Genomic DNA, 26,380 nt, shown 5'->3' on the forward strand with positions numbered 1-26,380 from the left:
GCCAGATAAGAAGAGAGGATATAAATTTGCGTCCAATATTTGATGACCACCATGCGCGACGATACTTTTTGGTCGAAGTTGTGGGTTCAGGTTATAAACTTGTCTAAATAATGGATGCCTACCCCCGCAGATACTGGCGGTGTTGATTTTATTCAAAAACCAACACGCTAGGACAGCATATGACTACTGCAGACACCACCTCAATTGCACCGAAAGCCCAAACGCATAATCCAGCCGACAACTCAACGCTTGCTTCAAATGCTGTTGACACGACCAACGTCAAAGCAGATAAAAAAGCAGATGCGTTAAAAACCCCTGCTCACCGTGCCGCAAGTGATGCCCGTTTCGAAGAAGATGCGCGCGACTTACACCGTATTTTACCCGCCTCAAGAAAAGTCTATATCGAAGGCTCAAGACCTGACATCCAAGTGCCGATGCGTGAAATCAGCTTGGCTGATACGCCTGTTGGCGGTACTGGAGATAAAGACGGTGAGCATAATCCGCCGTTTTATGTGTATGACACCTCAGGTGTATATACCGACCCTAATGTCGATATCGACCTCACACGTGGATTGCCAAAATTGCGTGAGAACTGGATCGCAGAACGCGGTGATACCGAGCAATTAAGCGGCCTATCCAGCTCATACGGACAAGCACGTGCCCGCGATATCAGCACTGCTAACCTTAGATTTGCTCATATCGATAAACCGCGTCGCGCCAAAGCGGGACAGAACGTCACGCAAATGTACTACGCACGCCGTGGCATCATCACTCCTGAGATGGAATATATCGCCATACGCGAAACGCAGAAGCAACATGAACTGACCGATATGCGTCAACACGATGGCGAGAGCTTCGGTGCTAATACGCCTCAAATCATTACTCCTGAGTTTGTTCGTGATGAAGTGGCGGCTGGACGTGCAATTATTCCAAACAATATCAACCACCCTGAATCTGAGCCGATGATCATCGGGCGCAATTTCTTGGTGAAAATTAATGCTAATATCGGTAACTCAGCGCTGGGTTCGTCTATCGATGAAGAAGTGTCCAAAATGACGTGGGCCACACGTTGGGGTGCGGATACCATTATGGATCTATCAACGGGTAATCATATTCATGAAACCCGTGAATGGCTAATCCGTAACTCTCCTGTGCCGATTGGTACCGTACCGATTTATCAAGCATTAGAAAAAGTCGATGGCGTCGCTGAAGATCTGACGTGGGAAATATTCCGTGATACGTTGATCGAGCAAGCAGAGCAAGGCGTCGATTACTTTACTATTCACGCCGGCGTACTATTACGCTATGTACCGCTCACCGCAAAACGTCTGACAGGTATCGTCTCACGCGGCGGCTCTATTATGGCGCAGTGGTGTCTAGCCCATCACAAAGAAAGCTTTTTATACACGCATTTCGAAGACATCTGCGAGATTATGAAACAGTACGATGTCGCATTTAGTCTAGGTGATGGCCTACGTCCTGGTTGCTTGCAAGATGCCAATGATGAAGCGCAGTTTGGTGAGCTACGTACGCTTGGTGAATTGACCAAAGTCGCATGGGAACACGATGTACAGGTGATGATCGAAGGCCCTGGACACGTCGCGATGAACCGCATCAAAGAAAACATGGACTTGCAGCTTGAGCTATGTGCTGACGCGCCTTTCTATACTTTAGGGCCATTAACGACAGACATCGCTCCAGGCTATGACCATATCACTAGTGCCATCGGAGCTGCAATGATTGGATGGTTTGGTACAGCGATGCTGTGCTATGTCACGCCAAAAGAACACTTGGGTCTACCAAACAAAAAAGACGTCAAAGACGGCATTATTACTTATAAAATCGCTGCACACGCTGCTGACCTTGCTAAAGGTCATCCAGGAGCACAGGCACGTGACAATGCGCTATCTAAAGCACGTTTTGAATTCCGCTGGGATGATCAGTTCAATCTAGCGCTCGATCCTGATACGGCACGCGAATATCATGATGAGACATTGCCAAAAGACGCACACAAATCGGCACACTTTTGTTCCATGTGTGGCCCTAAGTTTTGTTCAATGAAAATCACTCAAAACGTGCGTGAATATGCAGCAGGACTGGATAAAGATACCGCTAACCAAAAAATAACGCCGCAAACAGGCGACTTAACCGATGCTGGTCACCTAATCAAAGAGGTAGATACAGAGCTTGTCGGACAAGTTGGTGAAGCCACTGCTGAGGAAATTCGCCAAGGCATGGCTGAAATGACTAAAAAATATAACAACGAAGGACGCCAGTTATATAAAGAGGTGTAGGGTTAATAACCTATACTTTTGAAATAAGGAAAGCCCTACTATTTAAGTATTTGCACACTTATCTAGTAGGGCTTTTTTTGACTTATTTACTCATGATTTATGTGCGAATTTTTATTTACTACATTTAAATTTTCGACGCCTGATAAATCTCTTCAATTGAGGCATTAATGGTTTCAGCAAACTCGCTATCACTTTGTTGCTTACTCAAGCCTTCAGTAAAGGCACGCGAGAAGCTCGCAATCATACCTGGGTTTTGTTTGAGCTTGGCACAAGCATCGCTACGACTATAACCACCAGATAACGCCACTACTTTGAGCACTTTAGGATGGTCAATCAGCTCCTGATAAACCCCCGCCTCTTCTGGCAGGGTCAGCTTAAGCATTACTTGATGTTCATCATTCAAGCGTTCCAGATTGCGCAGGATATCTGCCTTCAACAGTAACTCGCACTCATGCTTTTGAGTGCTATCAATATTGACTTCTGGCTCGACGATAGGCATCAGACCTTTTGAAATAATTTGCTTAGCCACATCAAACTGCTGTTGTACCACAAGCTCAATACCATCGGCATTTGGCTCATAGATGACTGAGCGCATTTTAGTACCGAATACGGGATAGTTCTTTGCTTTATCTAATAATAGATCTAGATTCGGAATCGGCTTCATGACTTGTACACCGTTCATTTGCTCAGCCAGACCTTTATCTACCTTTAAAAATGGTACGATATTTTTATCTTCCCATAGGTAATTAGCCGTCGACTTACCATTGACTTCGCGCTCCATGGTATCTTCAAATAAAATTGCACCAAGTACACGCTCGCTATCAAAACAGTCACACGTCATAATACGAGCACGCATTTCATGAACCAAATCAAACATGGCCTCATCATTATCATAAGCATCGCTGCTGACACCATAAGTCTCTAACGCTTTTGGTGTGCTGCCACCACTTTGATCAAGCGCAGCAATAAAACCCGAACTATTTTTTATACGCTGTAATTGCTTATCGTATTCCATTGAGCCTGCATCCTATTTTTATTGGTTAAGTTAAGTATCATAAACTAAGCTTTTTTATTCCATACAAGCCGTGTTATTTGTAGATAACCTTATCATAGGATGATTTATATGCCTATATAGGATACGTGACAATATAGCTAAAAAATCATGAAACCAATACTTTTGGACAGTGCGCTTTACGCCAAAAATAGCACCCCTACACAGCAGACTGCCAATACTAATCCTATTATGTTGATACGGTTCAGCTGCTCTTTAAATACACCTACGCCAATCAATGTCGCTACGGCAATAACACCGACATTCATACCAGTAAAGACGATGCTAGGAGAATCATGCAGCACTTGGTGTGCCCGCACATAGGCGTAGATATTGCCCATGTTTAATGCGCCGAGCAGCAAGCCCGTCATAAGTGCTTGTTTTTGCCAACGTACCCGTGTGACAAGTAAATAGATTAAAAGCAATACACCTGCTACCCCGAAGCTAACCAATAGAGTCAGCGGAAAAGCTGCCCCTTGTTTGGCAACTTGTTTGAACAAAATATCAATAATGCCGTAGCCTGCCCATACCCCGAATAACCACAGTGGCGTATGCTTTGCTTGCCGAGTAATATCGTTATGCTGTGGTCTATAGACAAGCGCACCTAATGCAAGAAAACCTAACGCCAATCCAAGTATACGTGTACCAGTCAGCACCTCACCGAATAGCAAGAAAGCCGCTACGATAGGAATGATAAGTGATAAGCGCTGAGACGCGTCGGTTGCTACCATCCCCACCGCTTCAATAGCTCTTCCGAGAATGATAAATACAGCAGGTAATAGTACTCCAAGCGCAATGATGATGCCCCAAGCGCTATCAAGCGCATGTATGGCCCCTATATCAGGTTTTAGTAACACCCAAGTCAGTAAAAAAGCCACAGGATAGCCTGCCACGATGGTCTGACGAATATCTATATTTTTCTGGCGCAATATCTTCAAAAGTACGGAGACGGCGACGCTACATAGCACCGCTATTATTAAATACATCATTCACTGCTACCTTTTGAACTTCAATGTTGAGTTATTACTGTTCGTCTATTTATAAAAACCATTAAATAGAATGCCCGCTAATCAGCTGATTTTTGCAATAAAATCATGCTTATAAAAGCAATATTTAAACTATAAATAAGTGTGGATATGAAATGTAACAAAATATGTTTTCTACAGCAATCTATTTATTATAGTTATAACTGAAGCTCTCAAAACATAGCTATTCTTAAGCAAATTACAATTAGCATGCAGGTATGATTAGTAATTTTGCTAAAATAGCACCTAATCCCAATCACAAAAGTAAAGATTCTAGATAACGAGTCCTCTCGTTCATCTTGACGTACTGCTATTGATGTTTTATTACTGCCTATGAATGCTTTATTTCGCTTTTTTGAAAACCGCCTACCCGCCTTTCCAGACACCCCTATGCCATTGCCATCACCTCGCGATGGCATGCTGAAGTTTTTGTGGGCATGTACCAATGGCCTACGCGGCTGGCTACTAATCTTTATGATTTTGTCTGCTGGTATCGGTATCTACGAGGCCATGCTGTTTGCTTGGATAGGTAATATCGTCGATTGGTTGGGCGTTTATACACCACAAAACTTATGGGTAGAAAAAGGCGACATGTTGCTCATCATGCTCGCTGTCATGATAGTAAGCCCATTGTGGATTGCCTTGTCATCGTTTATCCACTTTCAGACCTTGCAAGGTGTGTTTCCCATGCAGATGCGCTGGCGTTTTCATCAGCGCATGCTTGGGCAGTCCATGCAGTTCTATCAGGATGAATTTTCGGGACGTGTCTCAGCTAAGGTAATGCAGACAGCCCTAGCAGTACGCGATACCGTGATGACTGTCACCGATATGTTTATGTATGTCTCTGTCTACTTTATCACCTCAGGGGTGATTTTGTTTAATTTAGACAGCTTACTACTTATTCCTTTTATTATTTGGCTGATTTTGGTTGCCATTACCATTTGGTACTTTATCCCTAAGCTCAAGGAGACAGCCATTGTCCAAGCAGATGCTCGTGCCTTGATGACAGGGCGAATCACTGATGCTTATGCCAATATCATGACCGTAAAGCTATTTAGCCACTCTCGTCGTGAGCTTGGCTATGCTAAAAACGCCATGGGGCAATTTCTAGGTACGGTTCATGCACAAATGCGCTGGGTCAGCTATTTGGAAGTATCGACACATCTTATCAGCGTGATCTTGGTCAGTAGTACTGCAGGTATTGGATTGTACTTGTGGCAACAAGGCGCAGTTGGTGTTGGTGCCATTGCTGCTGCGACAGCTATGGCATTACGTCTAAATGGTTTGACGCGTTGGATTATGTGGCAGACAGCCAGTTTGTTTGAGAGTATCGGTACAGTTCAAGATGGTATGCGTACGTTGTCAGCACCGCAGACGATTATTGATAAACCTGACGCACCAGCGCTAGCCGTCACGGACGGACGTATCGTGTTCGACCATGTTGACTTCAGTTATGAAAATGACGAAGAAGACAATGGTCAAACTAGCGAGCCTGTCGATGGTACTAGCATCGCTAAGCGCGCTCCTAACTCATATATCAAACTGTTGGACAACTTCCACTTAGATATTAAGCCGGGTGAAAAGATTGGTTTGGTTGGGCGTTCAGGTGCTGGTAAATCGACCTTGGTCAATTTGCTACTGCGCTTCTTTGATGTCGATAGCGGTAAGATTCTAATTGATGGTCAGGCTATTGATGCCGTTACGCAAGAATCGTTGCGTCAACAGATTGGTATGGTGACTCAAGACACGTCATTGCTACATCGTACCGTGCGTGAAAACATTGCCTATGGTCGTCCTGACGCTACTGACGAAGAGATTATGATCGCTGCCAAACAAGCTCAGGCATGGGATTTCATCAAAGATCTGTACGATGATAAAGGCAATACAGGTCTCGATACCCAAGTAGGTGAACGCGGAGTCAAACTATCTGGCGGTCAACGTCAGCGTATCGCTATCTCACGTGTTATGCTAAAAAATGCGCCGATTTTACTTTTAGATGAAGCGACCAGTGCGCTAGATTCTGAGATTGAATATGCCATTACCGAAAGCTTAAATGACATCATGACCGGCAAGACCGTTATTGCTATCGCCCATCGGCTGTCTACTATTGCGGCACTGGATAGACTGGTCGTTATGCATCAAGGCCGCATCATTGAGCAAGGTAGTCATGATGAACTATTAGCATTAAACGGTGTCTACGCTCGACTGTGGCAACGTCAAAGTGGTGGCTTCTTAGGTGAAGATAACTAAGATTCATTAAGAGCAATCATAAGAAGACAAACTGCAAAAAAATCACTCAAAATAAGTCACAAGGAAGTGTTTATTTTATGGAAGCATTCACAAACCGCATTAATCTTGGCGGAAAACAGGCACGCTACTATGACCTTAGCCAGTTTAATCAGCCGCTAGATTCAAGCTCTACTCCCCGCGCGGCAGCACATTTTTATAGTGGAAATAGTTTTACCGTTGGCACTTATACACCGCTATTAAGTAAGCTAGCCACTGAATTTGATATTAGCTCACTTGCCCTACGGGGCTATTGGTATGACAAGCCGCAAAGCCAACGCCTTACGCGCGAGCAAGATGCTGATATGCTGATTGAGTTTTTAGAAAAGACACAAGACAAGCCTGTCGTAGGTATTGGTCATTCGCAAGGCGCAACAGCCACAGCAATGGCAGCTGCCAAACGTCCAGAGCTGTTTTCGCAGTTGTACCTGATCGAGCCTGTCACATTTACCAAACACCAAGCTACCTTATATAACCTTTTGCCACGCTCTTTCCTATTGAGCCGCGAGCCTTTCAAAAGCACGTTAACCAAGCAATCTACTTGGCCAAGTACCTGTAGTTATTACGAGAGCCTACGTGCGCAGCGTGCTTATAAGCGTATCAGTGACGAGCACTTGCAAGTGTTTGCTGAACAAAGCTTGAGCAAGAATGCAGATGGTAGCTATACGCTTATGTTTGCACCAGAACAAGAGCTAGCCAATTATTTTGGCGCTCCTCATATCGATGCCGCACTCAAAAAACTACACTGTCCCTACACCTTAATTACAGGCAAGCCTACCCTGTTCATCAATGACAGAGTACGAAAGCAATGGCAAAAATTTGTCCCAGATAGCAGTCTTATTTCGCTGTCAGATTATGGTCATCTATTGCCAATGGAAGCGCCTGAATTATGTGCTCAAATCATCAACGAGCACTACCAAAGAAGTAAATAAGGATTTACAACGACTGAATTATGACTGACCTCTTTGCCCCTGCACCCACGGATAACTTACTACCCTATGATGGTAAGGTGAATGATCTAGGCGTAATTATCGACGATGCCACTGCCCTTTATAACACTCTACTAAATGAGCTACCTTGGCAGCCAGACATCGTGACGTTATTTGGTAAGACCCACATAACCACTCGAAAAATTGTCTGGATGGGAGATACAGATGCAGACTATCAATATTCAGGACATGTGCGACAAACTGTTCCGTGGACAGATATAGTGTTTCACGTGAAACAGAAAATCGAACAAGCTTTAGCAGAGAGTAGTGTCATCGCTAACTTCAACACCTGCCTGCTTAATTACTATCCTTCTGGCACTAATGGTATGGGCTATCACGCTGATGACGAAAAAGAGCTCGGTCATCAACCAGTCATCGCCTCCTTATCGCTTGGTGCCACACGTAAATTTGTTTTTAAGCATAAAAAAACTCAAGACAAAGTTGAACTTTATCTTGAGTCTGGTCAGCTCGTTGTGATGCATGGTGATACACAAACCTTTTGGAAGCATACGATTACTAAGACAAAGACGGTCGATACTGGACGAATCAGTCTAACGTTTCGGCATATGCTTACATCTTGATACTATCGCTGACTTAACGAGTCATCTAACTCTTATGCGAGACGATCTAAAAAACGCTCACGGTAGCACTGGTAAGCAGCTTCACACACATTGGCAGTGTAGCTAGCATTGACACTACCTGCGACTACTGCGCCCACCGCTGGAATGATTTGCGCCGCTTTTGTCTTAACGATGTTAGCGGCTACTTTAGTCGCTGTCTGACGCAGTACACGAGACATAACTTCTTCATTAATCTGATTGAATGCTTGAGTTTCTGGATCTTTAATCATCGCATGAGTGTCATCTAACGCTGCTTTACGTTCCTCAACAGAGGCAGAAGTTGCTACAGCCAACAAAGACATCGCAAATAGTTGTTCGCTTTCATTATTGATATCAAAGCCATAGTACGTTGCATATTCTCCAATCGCACGTAGATTGGCTGTAATAAGCCCAACGACATCAGCAGGGATACCTGCCCAACCTACAATCCCTGTAGTCACCCCTTGCGCACTGGTTAGCGCTACATATTTGCTTTTGAAAAGCTTAACTTGTTTATCTACAGCAGCAATGGGTAGACTTTTAACGTCAGCTAGCGTTTTGATAGAGGCGTCGTTAATATCTGCTGCCTCTTGATAGCTATCGATAACGTCTTGAGTGTCCAATGTCCAGTTGGCTGCATCACTCAAAGCACTAATCGTTTCCTCAGTTGCTTTTTTTAGAGAATCGCCAAATTGTGGAGCTTCCATCAATGCATCACCAGCGGCTACCACAGGGGTATTAAGCACTGCTAGCGTTTTATCCAAAATTCCTTTATCAGGGTTCTTCCATGCTTCTATCTCTGCACGAACTTTTGCTTCATAAGCAATGTGGTCATCTATTTTTTCATTGCTGGTCTTATTATTGTTAGTCTTATTGTTGATAGTCATATTATTCCCTTTATTAGTATTGTTCGCTTTCTATCCTATGATAAATAAGCGAAGACTACAGGGACGTTCTGTTGTCCAAAATAAAACTTTTGTATGATTTGTTAAGTAATCAGTTAAGTTTACTGGGTTTCAACAGACACCCCCTTACTAATAAATCCTATCAAACACTATCTAATACTTAGGCAGTCTTGACATTCACTCAGCAGCGGCCAAGACAATCTTGCCAAAAGCATCGCCTTTTTGTAGCTCATGGTGCGCTGCAACAACTTCTGAGAGTGGATAGGTTTTTTGAATCTTTAAAGTCAGCTTACCATCGGCCACTTCCTGTAAAACATGCGCCATATCTTGACCACTACGCTGCGCTTTATAGCCTGCTACTGCTAAGTCTTTTTGCTGACCGGCTTCTTTGAGCTTATCAACCCAGATAGTTGGCAATACATTCACTCGAGCGCCTGACTTGAGCACGCTAAGCGCACGGACACCTGCGTCATTACCGACTAAATCAAGTAGCACGTCGGCTTGTAGGTCAGGAAACGCTTCATCTTTGGTATAATCTATCCAACCCGCCAGCTTAGATACGTCTATCAACTCATCAAGCTTGGCGTACTTTTCTGGCGAGCAAATTACCGTTACCTTGATGTTATCTTGCGCCACCTTATTCATGAGCAATTGGATTAATAAATGACCGACACCGCCTGCTGGTGCATTAATCACCACATGCTCTTCTGTTTTTATATCAGCAAAATCTACAAACTGTAGCGCCGTTTGTCCGATACAAGGCAAAGCACCTGCCTGCTCTAAAGTGACATTGTCTGGTACTTTTGCAAGCAACTTGGCATCTACTGCCACATATTGCGCATAGCCGCCACCGGTAAAAGTCAAGGCCGCTACTCTATCGCCGATAGCAAACTCATCGCTATTACTGATGACTACTTCGCCTGATACATCGAATCCTAAAATAGCTGGCTGATCATTCTCAAACTTGTCTTTGCGAATGTTTTCCGCACCCCAGCCTTTACCTTGGCGAGTTTTATAATCGACAGGGTTAATTCCAGCATAGGCAATTTTTACCAGTACTTGGTCGTCCTGTAGCTCAGGGACATCAGCACCATCTTGATATTTCATTACTTCAGGCTCACCGAACTCGTGTATGAGTACGGCGTGCTGAGTCTTAGGTATGTTGTGGTTAGCTTGTTGATTATTATCAGTAGTAGACGCTGTTGCCATCGTAGAATATCCTTATATTTTGTTTATTAGGCTGTACTTGGTCTTCATTTTATTGAAACGTTATGCTGCAAATAGCACTTTCAATCGAGAACATGGTTAATCAATAATATGATCGATAAAAACAATTGTTCATATATTGATAGATTGCCAATATAATACATTTAGACGAATTATTATAGTTAGGTATTAAGGCAGCATCAGTTCTGCACTAATGGGCAGGTGATCTGATAGCGATGACCAAGGTTTTCCAGTGTGTACCCAAGCATCCTTCACAAGCAAATTGCGCACGTAGATACGATCCAAGCTGAGTACTGGCAGTTTTGCGGGAAAGGTTGGCAACAGCTTGCCATGACAATGCTTGAACGCTTCTATCATACCGAGATCTGACGCCAGTTTGTCACAAGACATCTTTTTCCAGTCGTTAAAATCGCCTGCCAAGATAAGTGGCTGCTCTGGCGCAATCTCATTTCGCACATAATCACTAATCGCTTGATACTGCTTGATACGATCACGCTCAAACAAGTTCAAATGTGCACACAATACGACAACTGGCATCTCCCAACCGATAGGCTGTACCTCACAGTGCAAGACACCGCGCTGCTCAAGCTTGTTGACCGTAATATTTACATTGTGTTTGGGGTCTAGCGGAAAGCGGCTCAATACTGCATTGCCGTGATGGCCGTTTTCGTACTCGGAGTTTTTGCCGTAACTGTTTTGCAGATCTAAAAACTCGCCGAACCATTCATGCTGCGATTGATCTGGGTACTCGTTGTATTGCATATTGCGTTTAAGGTTTTGGCCTTGCACTTCTTGCAAACACAAGACGTCTGAACCCACAGACTCTAGCGCCTGAGCAATACCTTGCATCTTCACTTGGCGATTCAGCGGTGACATGCCTTTGTGGATGTTGTAGCTGGTTAAAACAAAAGAGGTGGTAGTCATAGTTTGGTTAGTTGTACGCTCATTATTTATGGAGTAAAGATCAATAGCTCAGCTACGATAGCACCCATAGTGATGGTAATGACAGACATAAAAAGAGCACTGGCTCGTATTGAACCAATGCTCTCATATTACACCTATGTATTATTAATGGCTAATTCATAAATGGCTGAATCGTAAATGAACATCGCGTATAGGTGTCATCGTCAGATTAGTATCGAGTTACTAACGCTATTGGTTGATCTTCACCCATGATGTCTTGTGGCATAAATACAGCTTCGCCGCCATTATGAATGACGTGTTCGATGATTTCACCGATTGCATCATCTGTGATGCCTTCCGTAGTCGCATCATTGGCAGGGCTTAACGTTTGTGCTTTCTCATCAATCTTAGCGGACTGTATATAACCACGGCGTACGTAAAGTGTCTCGCCAACCCCTTGGAAGGCACTGCGATATACTTCCTGTAAATCCGTCTGCAACATATTCGCACCGCGAGCTTTATCTATTTCACCCAACGCAGCTTTGTGCAGTGAGGTACGATACTCTTCTACAGCTTCTTGCACACTATCTACAATATGTTGAGCGCTACCATCTTCTAAATTGGTCGCATTCGATACTGTAGCGATGATGTTGTCTGGACGATCACAGACTTCTTTATAGTAGCCAATATTTTTTGCATCACCAACTATGACAAGAGGCATTTTATGCTCGCCCCATAGTTCTTGGACACTTTTATCAACTTGGTTAAAGAATTCTTTTAAGTGACTGCTTTCGTTGTTTGATGAACGATCTGAGCCACCGTCACCTGTTGTGTATAGTCCGTTGTTTTCGACAGGGAACTGAATGTTCTCCATGTTGTTCTGTGCATCATCATCTTTATCGAATTCTCTCACAACGCGGTCATTAGAGGCTTCAATCAAACGAGCATTGTCACGGGTTAAGACCACCGTATAATAATGAACCGCACTTGCCATATCACGAACCAAGTCACGCGTAGCAAATCTATCTGAAATCACAACGCGTTCTGTTGTATCAATTGGCATACGGATGACTTGCACATCATCTGTACTAGCAAATATAGCTAATGTATCGAGATTATAATTGTGATTGAGCTCACTGATTTTATTTTGAATATTATCTAGAATAGTGGTCGCTGTGCGTTTATCGAACTCTTTCGTCAGACGATCTTCGGCAACCTTCAATTGGTTTTTTAGAGCGATAGGATCTTGCTCGTTAGCTGGATGTTCACGATGCGTTTTAACAAAGATACTTACTGCAGGGTTAGCTTTAGTTTCACGTAAATTTTTAAGAGTCGCTTTCATATATTGCTCCTTGTTTTATTATCGTTCATTTTCAACTTTATACATTTCTTCACTCATATACTGTTATAAGCGTAGAAATTTCTATCCGTGTTTTTCTTGCATCTCATTGATGCATAATATTTAAATTCCATTATCTTGATGCTAACAGCTATACCCCACTCCCTGTAGGGTTAATTTGCAAGCAAATGATAGCGCTTTGTAAGTAGAGCACTCTATATTGTTAAAGAACTGACTTAGCGAGCATAACTACGTATTCAGATAATTATCTTGAGATGTTGAATCTAAGTACTAGAATCTCGACATTTACTTTCAGTTTGCTAGCGCTGTCCCAATTACTTGAATCGTATAAAAATACTTAGGTTGTATTTTTATCAAACGAACCCATCTTTTATATAATCTATATATAAAATAAGAACATACTGTATATTTCAATAGTAGCCAGACTTATCTCATTCTCATTCTCATTTTTATTAGTAATAATTCATTGATACCGGATACCTATATGACATCTTCTCCTTTAGATTTACGCCTTGTCGATTTTACCGACACTGCGCCACATACGTTACAGAACCAAGTGATTGACGCTATTGATGCTGCCAATGCTTTTTTAGATACTTTAACTGTGATAGAAAGCGACAGTGCTGAAAAAATAAGCGCTGAACAAGCTTTAGCAGATGTGATGAGCTTTGACCATATCAATTTGGCATTAGATCGTAGCTGGGGTATTTTGTCGCATCTCAATAGTGTGATGAGTAACGATGAGATTCGTCATGTTCACCATGAGCTGCTACCAAAGCTATCTGCTTACGGTACGCGGGTTGGACAGCATCAGCCTTTGTTTAATCGCTATCAAGCTATCGTCAATGACACAGATTTTTTTGCTACGTTAGAGCCTGCTCGTGGACGTGCAATCGAACTGGCATTACGTAGCTTTGAGTTATCAGGCGTTGCGTTACCTCAAGCTGAGCAAGAAAAGTTTGCCGCTATCCAAAGTGAGTTATCAACCCTGTCTGCAACTTTCTCGGACAATATCTTGGATGCGACGCAAGCATTTGCCCTGCCTTTAGAAGACTCTCAATTAAAAGGTTTAACAGAGAGCGGTTTGGCATTATTGGCAGATGCAGGCGAACAATACAAAGCGCGTGAGCTTGCTAATGGCACTCTAAGTCAAACAGATATAGATGCGCTTCCTACTCCGTACTATGTGGCCAGTTTAAATATTCCTGTATATCTAGCGATCATGACTCATGCGGACGATCGTAGCCTACGTGAGACGCTGTATCGTGCTTATGTTACGCGTGCCTCGGAGTTTGATAAACATACCAATGTAAAAGGCAACTCATTAAATAACGCTGACAATATGAGTCAAATCCTCTCATTACGTGAGCAAAAAGCCAAGCTACTTGGTTTTGCAAATTATGCTGAAGTATCCCTATCGACTAAGATGGCAGACAGTGTCTTAGAAGTAGAGACATTCTTACGTGACTTAGGAACGCAAGCAACCCCTGCTGCCAAAGTAGATTTGGCACAGCTACAGAAATACGCTAGTGATTATGGCATTGACGAGTTGCAACCGTGGGATAGCGCTTACATCGCTGAAAAAGTAAAACAAAGTGAGTTCAGCTTATCGCAAGAGGAAATTCGTCCATATTTCCCATTACCTAAAGTAATTAACGGCTTGTTTACTATCGTTGAGCGTCTATACGGTATTAAAGTACAAGCGCAAAGCCATAAAAATGTAGAAAGTGATTCAGTATCTCGCTGGCATGACGATGTGAGTTTTTATCAATTATTCGATGCTGATGATCGCTTGCTTGGTGGCTTCTACTTTGACTTGTTTGCACGTAGTGGTAAGCGTGGCGGTGCATGGATGAGTGGTTTCCAATCTCGCTATAGCTATGAAGAACAAAACCATCAGCAACTGCCCGTTTGCTTTATGGTTGGTAATTTTACGCCAGCACTTGATGGCAAACCTAGTTTATTGACCCATGATGAAGTATTAACCTTATTCCACGAGTTTGGTCACGGCTTACATCATTTATTAACCCAAGTGACGGTCGGTGATGTCGCTGGTGTCAATGGCGTCGAGTGGGATGCGGTCGAGCTTCCTAGTCAGTTTATGGAAAACTGGGCTTGGGACGCTGAAGGTATCGCCCTTATCAGCAGCCACGTTGAGACTGGTGAGCCATTACCTAAAGACAAGCTCGATGCATTATTAGCAGTGAAAAATTTCCAAAGCGGCATGCAAACGCTGCGTCAGATTGAGTTTGCCCTATTTGACTTACTCATTCACGCTCATACGCCAGCACTGAGTTACGATGGCATTTTAGAGACGCTCAATACTGTCCGTAATGATATCTCCGTTATGCAAACACCTGACTATAACCGCTTTGCTAATGGTTTTAGTCATATCTTCGCGGGTGGTTATGCTGCAGGTTATTACTCATATAAATGGGCGGAACTGCTATCAGCGGATGCGTTTAGCAAGTTTGAAGAAGACGGGATTTTCAACCCAGCGACAGGCAAAGCGTTCCGTGAATCTATCTTATCTGTTGGCGGCAGTTTCCCAGCCAAGACCAACTTTGAAAACTTCCGCGGTCGTAGCGCCAGTATCGACGCCTTGTTACGCCATAATGGTTTCACTGATGTTAAAAGTATCGATGCCGCAAACACTCAAACGACTCGCGAGGTCATTTAAATGCGTTATCAGTCTTCTAGTCCTAAGCGCCGATTTTTAGCAGGGGTACGTTGTCCGAAATGTCAGGAGATGGACGCTGTGGTGCAAGTTAATATCGTGACTCCTGCCCCAGATGAGTATATTGAATGTACTCAGTGCGGACACACAGAGCACCGCCCTGATCCTGATGCCATTAGCGCCAAGAACCATTTAGAAGATCAGATAGCTCGTGATGCGATGGCGACTGGCACCAGCGGCACTGTAAAATTCAAGCCTTAATTATTTAGTTTTCATATCTAAAAACAGATTAAGTCCTTTATTATTTAATGGTCTATTAAGCCTATCTATCAATAGATAGGCTTTTTATTTTGAGTTTGCTATAGTATGGCTACTTATATTCTTGACATGAATCGATCATAATATGAAACGAGAAAACATTCGTCCTTTACCCACTCACGCTTCCAAGAAAAAAGCGACTAAAACACGCCGGAAAATTTGGACAGTATTTATTTTAGTACTGCTGATTATTGCCATCGGCTATTTAATTTTAGGTAAGTCTGACACAGAATCTACTTTACCTGCTAATACTGCTACTTCAGTACCAACAACTGAGCAAACACCGACAGAGTCAACAACAGACAATATACCTGAGACAACAGATGACTCTGTCATTAACGATGGTGTACTCATGGATGAAAACTCTGAAGCAGCCAATAATGACAATAACGCGATACCAAATCCTACTGCTATATTAGATGCGCCTCTACCAGAAAATGATAGCTTGGCGAAAGAAGAGATTGATCGTTTAGAAGATGAACGTCAGCGACTGGCCGAACAAGAAAAATTAGCCGCTGAACAAGTGGCTATGAATAAGCAATTGACTGATATGAAGGCCGAACAAATTGCACTGCTTGAACAACAAATTGCTCAATTAGAAGCAAACGACTCTAATAAAGCGACGGTTCAATAACCGTATACTTGATTTGGTTATAGAGAGGCTTACGATGGCGATTTTGCAATTCACACATGCCTCTATTTTAAATAGCAATGCACAGTTGCTTATTTTACCTGTTAACAATGCTGGTGTCGTTTTAGATCCTGTACTCACACGAGCGAAAACTCTATTTGCTGATAATTATAGTCGCTATCATCGTGCGTGTCGCGATGGTAGTCTGAATGTTGGTAGCTGCTTAATTAATAAGCGTACACGTGAGCAGGTCGGACTTGGTATCAGTAGTAACGGTAACCAGCCAAACTATATTGCCAACCTTGTGATATCAAACCATCCTTATCATCCAGCGCGCACACGTTGGCTGACTGCTGCCTTGATTGATTTGCAACAGCAAATAATGCCGCTTATACGTTACCAAGGCATACGCAGAGTTGCATTACTTGCGCGGCCACTTATCTCAAGCAGACCACGTGATATCGTATCCAATAAAAGCAATACAGTAGATACCCTGCCTTTAGACTGGCATGCTGTTACTTTGCCATTACTAACTGAGTACTTACAAGACCTACCAAAACTTCGTATCGATATACATCTGCCTAAAAACATTGAGTTATAAATGGCCTTTTAGCTAGCCAGTCATCGTCTTTTTGAGCACATAAAAAAACCGCCTTGAATACTCATAACGAGCACTTCAAGGTGGTTTTTTATTACTTAAACCACATCAGATATTGAGTATTAGTTCTGCTCAACACCTTTCATAGTTAGTTTGATACGACCACGGTTGTCAACGTCTTGTACGAGTACTTTAACGACCTGACCTTCTTTTAGATAGTCTGATACATTCTCTACGCGCTCTTCTGCGATTTGTGAAATATGTACTAGGCCATCCGTATTTGGCAAGACATTTACAAATGCACCGAAGTCAACGATACGAGCAACGGTACCTTCATAAGTTTTACCAACTTCAACTTCAGCAGTTAGTGCTTCGATTTTACCGATAGCCGCTTTAGTCGCTGCTTTGTTTTCACCAAAGATACGGATAGTACCTGCGTCATCAATATCGATAACCGCGCCAGTTTCTTCCGTTAGCTGACGGATAGTTGCGCCGCCTTTACCGATAACGTCGCGAATCTTGTCTGGGTTGATTTCGATAACCGCGTAGTTTGGTGCATGAGCATTGATTTCAGTACGGCTTTCAGGCAATACTTGGTTCATTGCTTCTAGGATATGGATACGACCAGCATGGGCTTGTTTAAGCGCTTGCTCCATGATGTCAGGTGTAATACCTTCGATTTTGATATCCATCTGAAGTGCAGTGATACCATTTTTAGAACCGGCTACTTTAAAGTCCATATCGCCTAGATGATCTTCATCACCCAAGATGTCTGACAATACAGCAAAACGATCGCCTTCTTTAACCAGACCCATCGCGATACCAGCAACTGGTGCTTTTAACGGTACGCCTGCGTCCATCAATGCCAAGCTTGCACCACACACAGAAGCCATAGAAGATGAACCGTTAGATTCAGTGATTTCTGATACCACACGAATCACATACGGGAAACGCTCACTATCTGGCAACATTGCTTGTACACCGCGGCGCGCTAGACGACCATGGCCGATTTCACGACGTTTTGGAATACCTTCACGGCCCGTTTCACCAACTGAGAAATGCGGGAAGTTATAATGCAGCATGAAATGGTCACGAATCGTGCCACCTAGTGAGTCAATCATGTTGACATCACGGCTGTTACCAAGTGTGGTAGTAACCAATGCCTGCGTCTCACCACGTGTGAACAATGCTGAACCATGCGTATATGGCAATACACCAACTTGTACGTCAAGCGCACGAACTGTCTCAGGGTCACGACCATCGATACGCGGCTTACCTGACAAAATGTTGTCACGAACGGTACGATATTTAAGGTCGTTATAGATTTCTTTAAGCTCAGATACGGTATCAGCATAAGTTTCTGACTCAGTATCACCAGCAAGTGCATCAATAATTGATTGCTTAATCTCATCAAGCTTAGTGTAACGTGCTTGCTTATCAGTAATGGTATAAGCATCAGCAACTTGCTCGCCGAACTGCTCTCTCATGCTACTGGTAAGTGCTTGATCACGCTCAGGAGCAGAATATTGCTGCTTAGCAGTACCGATCTCTTCAGCCATCGAAGCAATGTTATCAATAACAATTTGTTGTTGCTGATGGCCGTACAATACTGCACCTAACATCTGGTCTTCTGACAGCTCTGCCGCTTCAGACTCAACCATCAATACTGCAGACTTAGTACCAGCCACAACCAAATCTAGATCACTAGTTTCAAGCTGCTCAGACGTTGGGTTTAGAACGTATTCGCCGTTAATGAAACCAACACGAGCGGCCGCAACAGGACCATTAAATGGTGCATCAGAAATAGCCAATGCTGCTGAAGCACCGATTAGTGCAGCGATATCTGCAGACTGAGTTTTATCTGATGATACAACTGTAGCGGTGATTTGGATTTCGTTTACGTAGCCTTCTGGGAATAGCGGACGAATCGGACGGTCAATCAAGCGTGAAGTCAACGTTTCAAATTCGCTTGCACGGCCTTCACGTTTGCCGTAAGCACCTGGAATTTTACCCGCTGCATACATTTTTTCTTGATAATTAACCGTTAGCGGAAAGAAGTTTTGACCTTCTTTAGCTTCTGATTTTACGACTGCTGCAACTAATACGGTTACGCCGCCCATGTGTACTAAAATAGAGTTTGCTTGACGGGCAATACGGCCTGTCTCGATAACAACCTGCTGGTTGCCATACTGAAATTCACGCTTAATGGTGTTGAACATTGTCATATAATCTTCCTAATGTTGACTGACAAAACTGATATCAGCGTTAAAAAAGGCTGATATCTGTCATTAAAATTCTGTGTATATGGCTATCAGTTGACATGTTTTCTATTAGAAATCATCGCAACCAATGCCAATAACGTTACTTGGTTGTCTCATATATTTGTCTGAGTTAGACATCGTACTATTATGTATATTCGGTCGTGCAATTTTGGCTTTACTATAAATACTATCAAAAAGACATTAAGTCAAAAGACTTCGATGCTAAAAACCCTACAGGCTATTTTCTAGGCTCTCAAATATCAGCTATCTGCGCCGATTACCAAGCCAAATAATGAATATCTTAACAATAATCGCCATATCTGTAGCAGATGCGCTATCAAACTCACAAGGCATTATTTTACAGTGATTTATAGCCATTGACCAATTAATTGCACAGTAGCGCAATTATTGTCAGAAAATACCGTACTTGAGACCTGGTTAGTACAGTTTATACCAATATCCCTCTTAACGATTCTATAGAAGGGGTTATAACTCTTACTATTTGAGCACAGTATCTAAAACGAATAAGCATAAAAAAACGGCGTGAAACTATTCCACACCGTTTTTAGAAAAATCTATTTTATCGATAACAACAAACAAGTTCCAAGCGGTTTAGCAAAAAATTTAGCGTCCACTCGTACTATTGTCGTTAGATTAACGACGTAGACCTAACTGGCTGATTAGAGTAGTGTAACGACCAAGGTCTTTACCTTTTAAGTAATCAAGCAGTTTACGACGCGTGTTAACCATACGGATAAGACCGCGACGGCTATGATGGTCAGCTTTGTGTGCTTTAAAGTGGTTCTGCAAATCATTGATACGAGCACTCAACAAAGCTACTTGAACTTCTGGAGAACCAGTGTCATTTTCGCCACGTTGGTATTGAGCGATGATTTGTTCACGATCGGTATTAGTTAGCATAAATATCTCCGGCAATGCTAAAAACTTTAAAAACGGACTGCAATTTGAGTCAGTATTAAAGCAATAGAATAATAAATAAAATAACCTGTACGCCATTCAGGACAACCCTGCATTACTAGAGTTGACCTAGTGTACGACAAGCTCAGTTAACAACCATTTAGTATGTTTTGAATCGTACATTTCATTTAGCTATAGAACTACTTAATCAAAGTAATGGGCTAACTACAGTACATCATTCAAAACCTAATTTAAATGTGGGGGTAATTATAACAAAAAACTGCTGAACTAGCAGCAGTTTTTCATAATACTTGTAAAGCTACCTTTGGTCTCTGGTAACTAGTATTTGATAGATAACTAGCTATTAACATCCTACCTAAGTAGTCTATTTATTAACATCAGCTTCTTTCGCATTGCCGCCTAGTTCATCATCTTCAAGAGGCGCGGCAGTAGTCACTTCCGCTAGACTATCTGGGGCAGTATGCTCACTTGGATTGATTTCTTTTGCAAGCTTTTCAGTCTCTTTTTCTTGCTCGTCCATATTGTTCGGTGAATTACTCATATTAGCTCCTGAATTATTATTTTTGGACTAACTGTCGTTGCACTCATCGATCATAAGACGTGCAAACTATAAACATATCAATGCCACCCATTACAGGTGGCATATTAAAAACCTACTTATCTTCTTTCACGTTTTCTAAGTTAGCTGCGATACGTTCTGCTGCTGCTTCGCTGTTTTCACTATGATTGTCTTCAGTTTGACTCTTAAGTGCTGCTTCCGCTGAATCAGAACGTTGTTGCTCAAGTTTAGTATCGTTTGGATTAGAATTTGACATATTATCTTCCTTAGTTATGGTTATGAATGTTGGTTGTACAGAGTTGAGATTTAATAGTACTTAATTAATTGAACTTGTTTAGTTAGAAATCAAAATTCTAAGATAATGCTTTATCTATGGCATCAACGAAATTGGGTATATCGTCTGGGTTACGCGAGGTAATAAGATTACCATCTACTTGTACTGTCTTATCTACGTAGTTTGCTCCAGCATTTTCTAAATCTAGTTGCAACGTAGGGTAAGCGGTAAGGGTTTTGCCTTTAGCAATACCTGTATTTATGAGAACCCAAGGAGCATGACAAATAACAGCTAATGGCTTTCCTGCTTCATTAATAGCATTGATAATTTGATGAGCCTTTTCGTTACCACGAATAGTATCAGCGTTCACAGTACCACCTGGTAAAACTAACGCATCATAGTCAGAGACGTTAGCATCTTCTGCAAAGATATCAGCAGTAAAAGTATCACTTTTATCTACGTCTTGCTGCATGGCTTGCACTTCTTTTTTATCATTTGTTGTTATAAGAAGTGTCTTGTAGCCTTTGTCTTTTAACTGATTATTGACGTCTTCATACTCTGCTTGTTCGAAGTGGTTATGTAGTAAAAAAGCGATCGTTTTCATAACTTTCCTTTTTCTTATCTATTAGTTTTGTGAGCCAGTATATTTTTATAAGCTAATTTTATTATTATTCAGTAGTACGTTTTCCTTTGAACTATTTTATTTTTATCCAAATGCGTCCTTTCTGCATTACTTTTTTCTTTTGATTGTCTATTTTTAATTATTTGCTTTATAGCAATTTTTTATTTTTATAATATTTATCCGTTTTATTTTTTAACTCAGTATTCCCTATCTAATGAATCTAGAGTACAAAAAAAACAGGTTTCACCATAGGCGAAACCTGCAATAAAATGTGACGGTATGTGATTAGTGTAAACTATTAGTAAATCAGGCCAATGTTAGGTGATAATTTCTCTATTTAAGTAACATTGGTGAAAACGTGACTATTAGCGCTGAATCAATTTCTTAGGTTGTAGACGTCCGTTTAAGCTCACAGATCCCAAACCGAGAAACTCTCCCTGCTCGTTGAGTAAACGTATATCAACAGGTATTTCGTGCTCTAAAAGCTGAGACGCATCAAGTCCAGTATCAGCTTTACCATTGGTACTAGCGTTATCATCAACACTAACAGAGCTACTATTAGATAGCTGGTTAGAAACCATATTAGTAACATAGTCTTTGAGCTTACCTGTTAGCTCATCAAATACGTTTAAGCGCTGCCCCATATGTACACGGGCGCATTGTTCCTCTGTCAGCATCAGTTCAGCATCGATATCAATACAAGCATCGATAGGCAGTAGACAAGCTTGACGCTCCTCTAAACCATGCTCTTCTAACGATGATAAAGCGATAGCATCATCAATGCTGAAGTTCCCTACTTGTGTACGACGTAATGCCGTCAAATGTCCTAGCGTACCTAGCTGCTTTGCAATATCTTCCGCTAATACACGTACGTAAGTACCTTTAGTACAAGTAACCGTGAGATTAATCTGGGTATCATCTATCATCTGTAGATTGATTGCTTTAATCGTAATATCTCTAGGCGGTCTATCAACCTCAATGCCAGCCCGAGCATATTCATACAGTTTTTTGCCATCTTTTTTTAGCGCTGAATACATCGGGGGTATCTGCTGTTGAGCGCCCAAGAACTGCTGGGCAATAGTCGCCAATGATGCTTCGTCGAATACTGAAATAGATGCCTGCGTTACGATTTGACCATCAGCATCACCAGTATCGGTTTGGCTACCTAACAAGATAGTCGCTTGGTAAGACTTATCAGCATCCAGTTGATAATGGCTAAACTTGGTAGCTTCACCCAAACAAATAGGCAACAGGCCAGTTGCCATTGGATCAAGCGTTCCTGTATGTCCTGCCTTTTTACTATCGTGTATCGGTGATTTAAATAAATACTTCACTTTTGATACGACTTGCTGCGAGGTCATACCTTTGGGTTTATCCACCAATATGACACCTGAAACTTTTACTTTTTCAGGTGTCATATTGGCTTGTTTATCAACTTGCTTAGACGCTATAGACATAATAATAATTTACTCGTCATTCTCGTTTTGCTCAGTTTTAGTCACGGCCTTACTAATCAAGTCCATCATGTAGTTACCACGAGCAGTCACTTCATCATAGTGAAAACGTAGGCGCGGCGTAGTACGTGTCTTTAAGCTATGGCTTAATTCCGTACGCAAGAATCCTGCCGCTTTATTCAATACTTTAATGCTTTCTTCATGATTGGTCTTGTTCATAGCATCATTGAGCTCAGGCTCCATGATAGTGACATAGACGTCCGCATAGCCTAAATCTGGGCTAACTTTGACACTAGAGATCGTGACAAAACCCGTTAGACGAGGGTCATTGACTTCATCGCGAATAAGAACAGCAAGCTCACGCTGAATCTGATCCGACAATCTTTGTAAACGTTGGTTCATGTTGTTACCTTACTTTAATGGGCTTATTTTATTACTGTATAAGTCTGCTGATTAATAGATGTTGCACTAATATGTGCTAAAAAAGGCCTAGCAGGATGTACCTGTTAGGCCTAAGTACAGCTGAATATTAGCAAAGTATCTAAACAGCTCAGCGGGTTACGCATATTGCATTAATACATACTCTGCTATCGAACAGCAGCTTTAGATAGTACGTGCGAACTCTTGGATTTCAAAGACTTCGATCTTATCGCCAGCTTCAACATCATAGCCACGAACGGCCAGACCACATTCCATACCAGTACGTACTTCATTAACGTCTTCTTTATAACGACGCAATGATTGCAATTGACCAGTAAAGATAACTTGGTCATCACGCAATACGCGGATAGGTTTGTTGCGATAGATTGTACCTTCGACCACCATACAACCAGCAGCAGCACCGAACTTACTAGAACGGAATACTTCACGAACGTCTGCAACACCAAGGATTTTCTCGCGATGTTCAGGAGCAAGCATACCGCTCATTGCTGATTTCACATCATCGATCAAACCATAGATTACGCTATAGTAGCGAATATCCATGTTAGCAGTATCTGCTTTACGGCGTGCGGTAGCATCTGCACGAACGTTGAATCCTAATAGTACCGCTTCACTAGATTCTGCAAGGGTTACATCAGACTCAGAGATAGGACCAACGCCTGAACTGATCACTCTGACTTTTACTTCGTCAGTAGACAGTTCATTTAGGGCAGCTAGTAGTGCTTCAAGTGAACCACGTACGTCTGTTTTTAGTACGATATTCAAGAATGACACATCGCCTTGGCCCATCTGATCAAACATGCTTTCTAAACGCATGGCGTTCTGACGCTCAAGTTGACGTTCACGCTCACGGTTGGTTCTAAAGTCCGCAACTTCACGAGCTTTTTTCTCATCCGTTACAACTAGGAACTCACTACCAGCAGCAGGTGTTTCAGGCAGACCTAAAATCTCTACAGGAATAGAAGGACCAGCTGATTTGATACGTTGGCCATGCTCGTCTGTTAATGCACGAACTTTACCATAGTGCTCACCAGCTAGAACCAAGTCGCCTTGTTTTAATGTCCCTTTTTTCACTAGGACACTAACGACAGGGCCACGACCTTTTTCAAGTCTTGACTCAATAACCACACCCTGAGCAGCACCGTCTAATGGCGCTTCTAGTTCCATTAGCTCAGCTTGCAAGCTAATAAATTCTAGTAAGTCTTCGATACCTTCGCCTGTTTTGGCTGAAATACGAGCCATTGGTGTATCGCCGCCCCATTCTTCTGAAACAACTTCTTTCGTCGTTAATTCATTAAGAACACGGTCAGGATCAGCACCTGGCTTATCCATTTTGTTGATAGCAACAATGATTGGCGTACCAGCTGCACGTGCATGATCAATTGCTTCTGCTGTTTGTGGCATCATGCCATCGTCAGCTGCAACAACCAATACAACGATATCAGTCGCTTGAGCACCACGTGAACGCATTGCGCTAAACGCTGCGTGACCTGGAGTATCAAGGAAAGTAATAACACCGCGATCAGTTTTTACATGGTAAGCACCGATATGCTGTGTAATGCCGCCCGCTTCACCATTCGCAACTTTCGTTTCACGAATTTTATCTAGTAGTGAGGTCTTACCATGATCGACGTGACCCATGATAGTTACTACTGGTGGACGAGTTTGAATGTTACTACTACGCTCATCAACTGCGTACTGTAAGTCGTCTTCAACTTTAGTATCACTAACTGGTACTGGGTTGTGACCCATTTCTTCAACAAGCAAACTTGCGGTTGCTTGATCAATCGTATCTGACTCACGAGCCATTTCACCCATTTTCATAAGTAATTTGGTTACTTCGCGAGCTTTAACCGCCATACGCTGTGCAAGATCGGCAACTGAAATTTGCTCACTAATCTCGACATCATAGACGATTTTTTCGACAGGTTTTTCAAACTTATGCTGTGATGCTTGAGTTGAACGCAAACCGTTTTTACGGTTTTTGATTTCGCGTTCATCTTGGTTCTTACGACGACGACCACGAGTGCCAGTACTATTCGAACCACGTTTGATTTCGCGACGCTCTTTTTCGAAAGACTCTTCTAGTGCATCACCGACCAAACCTTCAGCCAATGGCTCATCTTTACGTACTTCAGTAACAGGCTCACGATCTGTATATTTACCAGCCATTTTGCGCATTTGCTCAAGTGTACGCTTTTGCGCTTCTTCAGCTTGTGTGCGGCGGGTTTCTAGTTCGATTTCACGCAGACGCGCTTCTTCTTTCTCACGAGTCTCGCGAGCTTTACGTTCAGCAGCGGTTTCAACTTTAGGCTTGGTTGCAGCAACTTTCTTCTTCGGCTGTTCTTTAGGCTTAACTTCAGCAGTCGCTTTACCGCCTTTTTTGACGACAACTGATGTAGAAATATCATCGTTTTTGTCGTCTGATTTTTTGCTAGAGCCTAAGCTTGCGCGCATTGCTGCTAGCGTTGCTGCTTGACGCTCTTCCGCTTTTTTCTTAGTAGCGGCGCGTTCTTCAGCTTCTTTTGCTGCACGTTCTTGAGACTCAACCAGAGCCTGCTCACGAGCGGCTAGCTCTTCAGCCATTTTTTCTGGATCAGGCTTTTCGAATACTTTCTTTTTACGCACTTCTACATTGACGCTCTTAGATTTACCAGAAGAGCCGGTCACACGTGCAGTACTGGTCGTCTTAGATTTAAGACTAATACGACGCTTTTCTTGTTGACCATGACTTTGCTTTAAATACGTCACCAGCTTTTCTTGCTCAAGCTCGGTGACTAGGTCATCCTCTGCGCGAGCAGGCAGGCCAGCATCTACTAATTGCTGCTTTACAGCATCTGTAGTTTTGCCTACCATTTCTGCCAGTTCTTTGACGGTCTTATCTGCCATTTATTATCACCTACTGTCTATTATTTGCTATATGTTCAATTCAGTTGTTGGCTACAAATGATTGGGTTAAGGCTGATA

22 protein-coding genes are annotated in these 26,380 nt (G+C 42.5%); 8 read left to right on the plus strand and 14 right to left on the minus strand.

Features of this window, described 5'->3' with window-relative positions; genetic code table 11:
• The first annotated feature begins 179 nt into the window (after positions 1-179).
• Complete coding sequence (thiC, locus tag ACTXGF_RS26730) at positions 180-2,294, plus strand: phosphomethylpyrimidine synthase ThiC (protein ID WP_443533154.1); 2,115 nt, start codon at positions 180-182, stop codon at positions 2,292-2,294.
• A 124-nt stretch (positions 2,295-2,418) separates the two neighbouring features.
• Here the strand turns inward: thiC and ACTXGF_RS26735 are convergent, their stop codons facing one another.
• Positions 2,419-3,309, minus strand: coding sequence for a fructose bisphosphate aldolase (locus ACTXGF_RS26735; protein ID WP_443533152.1), 891 nt, complete (start codon positions 3,307-3,309; stop codon positions 2,419-2,421).
• Positions 3,310-3,485: 176 nt separating this feature from the next.
• The gene (locus ACTXGF_RS26740) at positions 3,486-4,334 is read right to left on the minus strand and encodes an EamA/RhaT family transporter (protein ID WP_443533151.1); all 849 of its coding nucleotides are present in this window, start codon (positions 4,332-4,334) and stop codon (positions 3,486-3,488) included.
• A 369-nt stretch (positions 4,335-4,703) separates the two neighbouring features.
• On the opposite strand from ACTXGF_RS26740, the gene ACTXGF_RS26745 reads away from it, so the two are divergent.
• From ACTXGF_RS26745 to ACTXGF_RS26755, 3 genes are all read left to right on the plus strand, one after another.
• Entirely contained in the window at positions 4,704-6,620 is a 1,917-nt protein-coding gene (locus ACTXGF_RS26745; protein ID WP_443533149.1) for an ABC transporter ATP-binding protein, read from the plus strand.
• A 77-nt stretch (positions 6,621-6,697) separates the two neighbouring features.
• Positions 6,698-7,588 carry an alpha/beta fold hydrolase gene (locus ACTXGF_RS26750; RefSeq protein ID WP_443533148.1) on the plus strand — a complete coding sequence of 297 codons (891 nt, stop codon included), beginning with the start codon at positions 6,698-6,700 and terminating at the stop codon, positions 7,586-7,588.
• A 20-nt stretch (positions 7,589-7,608) separates the two neighbouring features.
• Positions 7,609-8,226: an alpha-ketoglutarate-dependent dioxygenase AlkB family protein gene (locus ACTXGF_RS26755; RefSeq protein WP_443533146.1), complete on the plus strand. Its 618-nt coding sequence runs from the start codon at positions 7,609-7,611 to the stop codon at positions 8,224-8,226.
• Between the two features lie 32 nt (positions 8,227-8,258).
• On the opposite strand, the gene ACTXGF_RS26760 is transcribed toward ACTXGF_RS26755, so the two are convergent.
• The 4 genes from ACTXGF_RS26760 to ACTXGF_RS26775 form a co-directional block, all read right to left on the minus strand.
• Positions 8,259-9,131: an EcsC family protein gene (locus ACTXGF_RS26760; protein WP_443533144.1), complete on the minus strand. Its 873-nt coding sequence runs from the start codon at positions 9,129-9,131 to the stop codon at positions 8,259-8,261.
• Between the two features lie 195 nt (positions 9,132-9,326).
• Complete coding sequence (locus ACTXGF_RS26765) at positions 9,327-10,358, minus strand: NADP-dependent oxidoreductase (RefSeq protein WP_443533143.1); 1,032 nt, start codon at positions 10,356-10,358, stop codon at positions 9,327-9,329.
• 186 nt (positions 10,359-10,544) lie between these two features.
• Complete coding sequence (locus ACTXGF_RS26770; RefSeq protein WP_414559554.1) at positions 10,545-11,300, minus strand: endonuclease/exonuclease/phosphatase family protein; 756 nt, start codon at positions 11,298-11,300, stop codon at positions 10,545-10,547.
• Between the two features lie 208 nt (positions 11,301-11,508).
• Entirely contained in the window at positions 11,509-12,621 is a 1,113-nt protein-coding gene (locus tag ACTXGF_RS26775; protein ID WP_443533141.1) for an AOC03_06830 family ribosome hibernation factor, read from the minus strand.
• 502 nt (positions 12,622-13,123) lie between these two features.
• Between ACTXGF_RS26775 and ACTXGF_RS26780 the strand changes: the two genes are divergently transcribed.
• The 4 genes from ACTXGF_RS26780 (at position 13,124) to ACTXGF_RS26795 (ending at position 16,866) form a co-directional block, all read left to right on the plus strand.
• Positions 13,124-15,319 carry a M3 family metallopeptidase gene (locus tag ACTXGF_RS26780; RefSeq protein ID WP_443533139.1) on the plus strand — a complete coding sequence of 732 codons (2,196 nt, stop codon included), beginning with the start codon at positions 13,124-13,126 and terminating at the stop codon, positions 15,317-15,319.
• Positions 15,320-15,577, plus strand: coding sequence for a YheV family putative zinc ribbon protein (locus ACTXGF_RS26785; protein WP_335731559.1), 258 nt, complete (start codon positions 15,320-15,322; stop codon positions 15,575-15,577).
• 142 nt (positions 15,578-15,719) lie between these two features.
• Positions 15,720-16,268: a hypothetical protein gene (locus ACTXGF_RS26790; protein ID WP_443533136.1), complete on the plus strand. Its 549-nt coding sequence runs from the start codon at positions 15,720-15,722 to the stop codon at positions 16,266-16,268.
• 34 nt (positions 16,269-16,302) lie between these two features.
• Entirely contained in the window at positions 16,303-16,866 is a 564-nt protein-coding gene (locus tag ACTXGF_RS26795) for a hypothetical protein (protein WP_443533135.1), read from the plus strand.
• Between the two features lie 119 nt (positions 16,867-16,985).
• On the opposite strand, the gene pnp is transcribed toward ACTXGF_RS26795, so the two are convergent.
• From pnp to infB, 8 genes are all read right to left on the minus strand, one after another.
• On the minus strand, positions 16,986-19,088 hold the full coding sequence (pnp, locus tag ACTXGF_RS26800) for a polyribonucleotide nucleotidyltransferase (RefSeq protein WP_443533133.1): 2,103 nt from the start codon (positions 19,086-19,088) through the stop codon (positions 16,986-16,988).
• A 690-nt stretch (positions 19,089-19,778) separates the two neighbouring features.
• The gene (gene rpsO / locus ACTXGF_RS26805) at positions 19,779-20,045 is read right to left on the minus strand and encodes a 30S ribosomal protein S15 (RefSeq protein ID WP_045443035.1); all 267 of its coding nucleotides are present in this window, start codon (positions 20,043-20,045) and stop codon (positions 19,779-19,781) included.
• 382 nt (positions 20,046-20,427) lie between these two features.
• Positions 20,428-20,604: a hypothetical protein gene (locus ACTXGF_RS26810; protein WP_443533131.1), complete on the minus strand. Its 177-nt coding sequence runs from the start codon at positions 20,602-20,604 to the stop codon at positions 20,428-20,430.
• A 112-nt stretch (positions 20,605-20,716) separates the two neighbouring features.
• Positions 20,717-20,878: a hypothetical protein gene (locus ACTXGF_RS26815; RefSeq protein ID WP_443533129.1), complete on the minus strand. Its 162-nt coding sequence runs from the start codon at positions 20,876-20,878 to the stop codon at positions 20,717-20,719.
• A 97-nt stretch (positions 20,879-20,975) separates the two neighbouring features.
• A complete protein-coding gene (locus ACTXGF_RS26820; RefSeq protein ID WP_102091361.1) occupies positions 20,976-21,500 on the minus strand; it encodes a type 1 glutamine amidotransferase domain-containing protein in 525 nt (174 codons plus the stop codon).
• Positions 21,501-21,883: 383 nt separating this feature from the next.
• On the minus strand, positions 21,884-22,975 hold the full coding sequence (truB, locus tag ACTXGF_RS26825) for a tRNA pseudouridine(55) synthase TruB (protein WP_443533127.1): 1,092 nt from the start codon (positions 22,973-22,975) through the stop codon (positions 21,884-21,886).
• 9 nt (positions 22,976-22,984) lie between these two features.
• Positions 22,985-23,374, minus strand: coding sequence for a ribosome-binding factor A (locus ACTXGF_RS26830; RefSeq protein ID WP_102078739.1), 390 nt, complete (start codon positions 23,372-23,374; stop codon positions 22,985-22,987).
• A gap of 201 nt (positions 23,375-23,575) precedes the next feature.
• On the minus strand, positions 23,576-26,302 hold the full coding sequence (infB, locus tag ACTXGF_RS26835; RefSeq protein WP_201547504.1) for a translation initiation factor IF-2: 2,727 nt from the start codon (positions 26,300-26,302) through the stop codon (positions 23,576-23,578).
• Positions 26,303-26,380: the final 78 nt, after the last annotated feature.

The organism is Psychrobacter sp. 1Y6, from assembly GCF_052258385.2.
Lineage (GTDB): Bacteria > Pseudomonadota > Gammaproteobacteria > Pseudomonadales > Moraxellaceae > Psychrobacter.